Here is a 6231-nt window from a genome sequence, read left to right as displayed (position 1 = left end):
CAGAGAATTTCTCCGTGCAGAACGGCGAACCAGCCGTCGTCCCGCGCTCCCCAGTCCCGCCAGGCCCCGGCCGCGGCTTCGAGCCGCTCGCGCGTGGCATGTCCGCCGTCGACGGCCAGGGCGGCATAGGAGGACAGCACGGTGCGGTCGGCCCACAGTCCGCTCCACCACCGCCGTTCCTCCGGAGCGGAGAAGGTCCAGGTGGAGGAGGTCGCGGTGATGTCCGTCAATCCGGCGGCCAGCGCCCAGGACTTCAGCCGTCGCCCCGCGTCCGGCTCGCCGCCGCCGGCCCGCGCCACCCGCCGGTACAGGTTCAGCCAGTCGTCCAGGCCCTGCGACGGCGGATACCAGGTCATCGCCGCGTAGTCGGCGTCCCGTGCCGCGATCAGCCCGCCGGGCCGGGTCACCCGACGCATCTCGCGCAGCGCCCGCACCGGGTCGGCCACGTGCTGGAGCACCTGATGGGCGTGCACCACGCAGAAAGTGCCGTCCGGGAAGGGCAGGGCGTGCACGTCCCCGACGGTGAAGCCGGTGTTCGCGAGCCCGCGTTCGGCGGCCGTCGCCCGCGCCTGCCCGAGCACGCCCGGCGCGCGCTCGAGACCGGTGACATGTCCGTCCGGCACCAGTTCGGCCAGGTCGGCGGTGATGGTGCCGGGCCCGCACACGACATCCAGAATCCGCATGCCGGGCTCCAGGGAGCCGAGCAGGTAGCCGGCGGAGTTGGCCGCGGTCCGCCAGGAGTGGGACCGCAGCACCGACTCGTGGTGCCCATGGAGGGACGTCCGGGTCGTGCCGGCTGCCTGGCTTGGGGCGGTCGGCACACAGGGTGCCGACCCTGAACCGGGGGATGACGCATGTCCTCAAGTCCCTTAGCCGCGCGGGTGAGAGCGTCCGCGCGACCGCTCCGCAGAGCGCGGCTCGTGGTGGCCGTCGTACTGGCAGCGCTGCTCGCCCCGCTCGCCGTCGCGGGGACACCGCGTGGCAGCCGCTCGGCCCCACCCCCTGCTTCCCGGCCTGGGCCTCCGGCCACGCGGACTTCGCCGGGGCGTGGCAGACGGTGATGACCGACGTCTTCAACACCGACCAGATCACTTTCACCGCCACCACCGACGACCCCAGGTCGCCCGTGCGCAACCGCACCTTCAACCGGTTCAGCGACGCCGCCGAGGAGGACGCGCTGAGCCGCCTCTACCTCGGCGTGCACTACCGCTGGGACGCGGTCGACGGCCTCCGGCTGGGCCGGGACGTCGGCTCGTACGTCGTCGGGCACGAACTGCGCCGACTGTGAAGGCGGCCCCACCCCTACCCGCCGTCAGGGCCGCTCACCAGCGGGATCACCTGTCCGTAGGGGATCGCTAGGGGTTAGCCCGTGCCTCGCGCCGTCCATAGCGTGCAGCCCTGATCAGGGCGATCGCCCAACCCAACGAGGAAGTGACGGGGTTGTATGGACAGCAGCAGCAACGCCAGCGACGGCGTCGGTGTGCTCATCAGCGGGGCCGGGCCGACCGGTCTGACCCTCGGGCTGGAACTGGCCCGCCGGGGCGTACCCGTGCGGATCATCGACAAGGAGCAGAGCTTCACGACCGCCTCGCGCGGCAAGGCCGGCATCCAGCCGCGCACCCTGGAGGTGCTCTACGACCTCGGGGTCATCGACAAAGTGCTGGCGTCCGGTACGCAGCGGCTGCCGTTCCGGCGCTACCGCCGTGACCGGCTGATCAACGAGACCATCCCGTACCTGGGCAACGCGCCCACGCAGGGCGAGCCGTTCCGCCGGCTGCACTTCATGCCGCAGTCGCGGGTCGAGGAGATCCTCCGGGAGCGGCTGGCCGAGTACGGCGTCGCGGTCGAACTGGGTACCGAGCTGGTGGAGTTCGACCAGCCGGGCCCGGACCGGGTGACGGCCACCCTGGCGACCGCGCAGGGCACCGAGCAGGTGTCGGCCGCCTACCTCGTCGGTTGCGACGGGGGCCGCAGCCTGGTGCGCAAGCGACTCGGCATCTCCTTCAAGGGGTTCACCGAGGCGGAGAAGCAACTGATCGTCGGGGACGTCGAGATCGACGGACTCGCGCCCGACGCCTGGTACCAGTGGCTGGACCTCGACCTCGGAGTGGTCATGCTGTGCCCGCTCAGCGGCACGCGCTCCTGGCAGATCCAGGCCACGCCCCCCGTCGACGCGGACGGCCGGCCCATGGAGCCGTCGGTGGAGGCCCTCCAGCGGGCCGTCGACCGGGCCACGGGCATGCCGATCCGGGTCCATGACGCGACATGGCTGTCGACCTCGCGGATCAACGTACGCATGGCCGACCGGCTGCGGGTGGGCCGGGTGTTCCTGGCCGGGGACGCCGCGCACGTCCACCCCGTGCTCGGGGCGCTGGGCGCCAACACCGGCGTGCAGGACGCCTACAACCTCGGCTGGAAGCTCGCGCTGGTCATCGCCGGGGCGGCACCGGAGCTGCTCGACACCTACCAGGAGGAGCGGCTCCCGGTGGCGCGCTGGACGCTGGACACCAGCGTGGCCAGCACCAGGGCCGTGTTCGAGGAGATGACCGGCGGCACCGGCGGCGCCGAGGCCGGCCTCACCCAGGAGACCCTCCAGCTCGGGCTGGAGTACCGGGCCAGTTCGCTCAGCCGCGCCACGCTCGCCGACACCGGCGGCGTCCAGGCCGGCGACCGCGCCCCGGACTCGGTGTGCCTGGACATGACCGGCCGGCTCGTCCGGCTGTTCGACGTGTTCCGCGGCCCGCACTTCACGCTGCTCGGCTTCGGCGCCGACTGCGAGGCGGCCCTGCGCGAGGTGGCGTCCGTCGGCCCGGACGACCTCAGGACCTGCCTGCTCGGCGAACGGCCGGCGGCCTACGGACTGCGCGCCGACACGCTGGTCCTCGTCCGCCCGGACGGCTACATCGGGCTCACCGCGCCGGCGGGGGACGGCGCGGCGGTGCTCGGCTACCTCGGTTCGCTGCTCGGCGGCGCGGTGTCCACCACCACCGCCTGATCAGGCCCCACGGAAAGGAGAGTGCAGATGGTCTACCGCCCCGACTACTTCCGGCCGCCGGACCTGGGGACGCAGTGGGACCTCATCGAGGAGTACCCGCTGGGCCTGATGGCGCTGTCGGTGGAGGGCCGGCCCGCCGCCGTCCACATCCCGTTCGTGCTCGACCGGCACGCCTGGCCCTACGGCAAGCTGCGCGGGCATCTCTCGCGGGGCAACCCGATCTGTGAGGCGCTGGCCTGCAACGTCGAGGTGGTGGTGGCGTTCCTGGGCCCCAGCGCCTACATCTCGCCCGACCACTACGCCTCCCAGCCGCACTTCCCGACCTGGGCGTACGCGGCCGTGCACGTCACGGGCCGGCCGCGGCTGCTGGACGAGGTGCGCACCATGCGCCAGCTGGACGACCTGATCGAGGACCAGGAGAGCCGGCTCGCGCCGAAGCAGCCCTGGTCGCTGCCGCGCCGGGCGAGCGCGCTGTTCGACGAGTACCTGCGGCTCATCCAGGGGTTCGAGATCCCGATCGGGCGCATCGACGGCGTGTACAAGCTCGGCCAGAACAAGTCCCCGGCCGACATGGCCTCCCAGGCACGGGCCTTCCGGGAGCGCGGCACGGACAGCATGGACCGGCTGGCCGACTACATCGAGCGGCACAACAACCTGCCCAGGCAGGAGCCCGGCCATGGCCCGGATCAGCCGGCGGACGCGGTCGGCTGATCCGGCGTACGTCGGCAGAACGACGACGGCGCCGCCTCTTCGGAGGCGGCGCCGTCGTCGTCGGCGGTTTCACTTCTGGGCGGCTGCCCCCGCCAGGCCCTGGCGCAGCAGGGCGTAGGCGTGGTCGGCGTCGGCCACCGCCTCGGGGTAGACCTCGTCAGCGGACCGGCCGGCGACGATGCGCTGCCAGTTCACCGACGCCAGGATGCGCTCGGTGGCGATGACCTGGCCGGCCAGCAGGGCGGCCGTGATCTCGCGGTCGGAGTCCAGCGCGTCGACCAGGGCCTGGGCGAGCGCCTCCTCGGCCTGGGCCAGGTACTGGCTGACGCGTGCCACCAGGCTGGGCGTGGAGTACACGAGGTGGTGGAAGGCGAGGACGTCCTCGTCGTCGTTGAGCCCCGTGATGGGGTCCCGGGCCGCCAGCCCGTCCAGGAAGTGCTGGTGCAGGGCATCGATCGCGGACACCCCGGGCGGCCGCTCCGCGACGACGGTGCTGCTCACCGTCTGGTGGTCGGCGAAGCGGTGGACGACCAGGTCTTCCTTGGTGGGGAAGTACTTGAACAGTGTGGGTTTGGAGACCTCGGCGACGGCCGCGATGTCGACGACCGAGACCTGGTCGAACCCGTGTTCAAGGAACAGCGTGATCGCCGTGTCGGAGATCGTCTCTCGCGTTCGCTGTTTCTTGCGCTCCCGCAAGCCCATCGGCGCATTCACCAGGCCATCCTAGCACGTCCCTTACCCGGGCAATCAGGTGACCGAGTCTGTGAATTGACTTGGTTAAGAAATCTGCTCTAGTGTCCGCCAGCGAAAGACGGACGGGCCGGACCGAGCGCCGCCCGCGGTGAGGGAAGGACATCAGGACATGGCACAGGCAACAGCGGCCTCCACCGAGAGGTCGGTGCGCTACCGGTGGTGGGGGCTGGGGGTGATCGCCCTGGCTCAGCTGATGGTCATGCTGGACATGACCATCGTGAACATCGCCCTCCCGTGGGCCCAGCAGGACACCGGGATGTCGGACGCGAGCCGGCAGTGGGTGGTCACCGCCTACACCCTCGCCTTCGGTGCCCTGCTGCTGCTCGGCGGACGGGTCGGTGATCTCGTGGGCCGCAGGCGCGCCTTCGTGGCCGGCGCCGTCGGCTTCGCCGTCGCCTCGGTGGCGGGCGGCGCCGCGCCGAACGCCGAGGTGCTCGTCGGCTCCCGCGCGGCGCAGGGCGTGTTCGCCGCGCTGCTCGTGCCCTCGACCCTGGCCATGCTCGCCACCACCTTCACCGAACCGCGCGAACGCGCCAAGGCGTTCGGTGTCTTCAGCTCGGTCGCCAGCGCCGGTGGCGCCATCGGCCTGCTGGGCGGCGGCGTGATCACCGAGTACCTCGACTGGCGCTGGTGCTTCTACGTCAACGTGCCGATCGGCGTGGCCGTGGTGGCCGGGGCCTTGTTGCTGCTGCCGGCGATGCCCGCCAACCGCCAGCGCGTGGACGTCCCCGGCGCGGTGCTCTCCGCCTGCGGCATGCTCGCCCTCGTCTACGCCTTCGACCAGGCGGCGACCCACAGCTGGACCTCGCCCCGCGTCCTCGGCTGCCTCGCGGCCGCCGTGGTCCTGCTCGCCGCGTTCGGCCTCACCCAGTCCAGGGGGCCGGCTCCGCTGCTCCCGCTGCGGCTGGTCGCCGACCGCAACCGGGCGGGAGCGAGCCTGACCATCGCCCTGGCCATGGTCAGCCTGTTCGGCCTGTTCCTGATCCTCACCTACCAGTTGCAGGTGGTGATGGACTTCTCGCCGCTGCGCACGGGCCTGGCGATCCTGCCGGCGACCGTGGCGACGGTGCTCACCTCCACCCAGGTCGCCGCCCGGCTGGTGCCCCGCGTCCCGCTGCGCCTGCTGGTCGTGCCGGGCCTGTTCATCGCCATGCTGGGCCTGCTCAACCTCGGCCGGCTCACCCCCGACAGCTCCTACGCCTCGACGCTGATGCCCACCCAGATCCTGCTCGGCATCGGTGTCGGACTGGTGATCTCGCCGTGCATCAGCGCCGCCACCTACCGCGTGCCGCCGCAGGAGGTGGGCGTGGTGTCGGCCTTCGTCTCCACCTCCCAGCAGCTGGGCGGCTCCATCGGCACGGCCCTGCTCAACGCCATCGCCACCAGCGTGACCGCCGACCGGATCGCGGGCGGCGGCCGCGGTGAACGGGCCGTGACCGAGGCGACCGTCCACGGCTACGCCGTCGCGAGCCTGTGGGCCGCGGGCATCACCGCCCTCGCCGCCGTACTCGCCGGCCTGCTGATCACCATCGACCTGCGCAAGCCCGCCCAGGCTCCCCCGGAGCAGGCGCGGGCCACGGAAGGCGACCTGGCGCCCAGCAACTGACCGCGCCCCCACCGGACCAGCAGTCGCCGGGTGACCTCCCCCGGCCTGGTGGCTGCTCCGGCCGCCCGCCGGGACTCACACAACCAACCGGCGGGCGGCCCCTATCAGGCCCCTAGACCCCCTCTTCTCGCCGTGGATCGGCTTCGGCCCGCCAAGGGCGTACATA

Annotated in this window: 6 protein-coding genes; 4 read left to right on the top strand and 2 right to left on the bottom strand. The window is 72.1% G+C overall.

The annotated features are described in order from the left end of the window. Nucleotides 1–755, bottom strand: a 755-nt coding sequence (locus tag HCJ93_RS28115) for a methyltransferase domain-containing protein (protein WP_309141529.1), incomplete at its 3' end; no start/stop codon positions are given. A 92-nt stretch (nucleotides 756–847) separates the two neighbouring features. On the opposite strand from HCJ93_RS28115, the gene HCJ93_RS30360 reads away from it, so the two are divergent. The 3 genes from HCJ93_RS30360 (at nucleotide 848) to HCJ93_RS28100 (ending at nucleotide 3706) form a co-directional block, all read left to right on the top strand. After that, nucleotides 848–1288 carry a phosphatase PAP2 family protein gene (locus HCJ93_RS30360; protein ID WP_167998648.1) on the top strand — a complete coding sequence of 147 codons (441 nt, stop codon included), beginning with the start codon at nucleotides 848–850 and terminating at the stop codon, nucleotides 1286–1288. A gap of 156 nt (nucleotides 1289–1444) precedes the next feature. Next, nucleotides 1445–2995: an FAD-dependent monooxygenase gene (locus tag HCJ93_RS28105; RefSeq protein ID WP_167998647.1), complete on the top strand. Its 1551-nt coding sequence runs from the start codon at nucleotides 1445–1447 to the stop codon at nucleotides 2993–2995. Between the two features lie 27 nt (nucleotides 2996–3022). Continuing rightward, nucleotides 3023–3706 (top strand): FMN-binding negative transcriptional regulator, encoded by a 684-nt coding sequence (locus tag HCJ93_RS28100; RefSeq protein WP_167998646.1) that lies wholly within the window; start codon nucleotides 3023–3025, stop codon nucleotides 3704–3706. A gap of 69 nt (nucleotides 3707–3775) precedes the next feature. Here the strand turns inward: HCJ93_RS28100 and HCJ93_RS28095 are convergent, their stop codons facing one another. Beyond that, nucleotides 3776–4420 carry a TetR family transcriptional regulator gene (locus HCJ93_RS28095; RefSeq protein ID WP_123190087.1) on the bottom strand — a complete coding sequence of 215 codons (645 nt, stop codon included), beginning with the start codon at nucleotides 4418–4420 and terminating at the stop codon, nucleotides 3776–3778. Between the two features lie 148 nt (nucleotides 4421–4568). Here HCJ93_RS28095 and HCJ93_RS28090 point away from each other — a divergent pair, with 148 nt between their 5' ends. Further along, nucleotides 4569–6065 carry an MFS transporter gene (locus HCJ93_RS28090; protein WP_167998645.1) on the top strand — a complete coding sequence of 499 codons (1497 nt, stop codon included), beginning with the start codon at nucleotides 4569–4571 and terminating at the stop codon, nucleotides 6063–6065. Nucleotides 6066–6231 lie beyond the last annotated feature (166 nt).

The sequence above is a fragment of the Streptomyces composti genome (genome assembly GCF_012034205.1).
Lineage (GTDB): Bacteria > Actinomycetota > Actinomycetes > Streptomycetales > Streptomycetaceae > Streptomyces > Streptomyces composti.
Note: the sequence above shows the minus strand (reverse complement) of the source record. Positions and strands in the feature narration are given on the sequence as shown.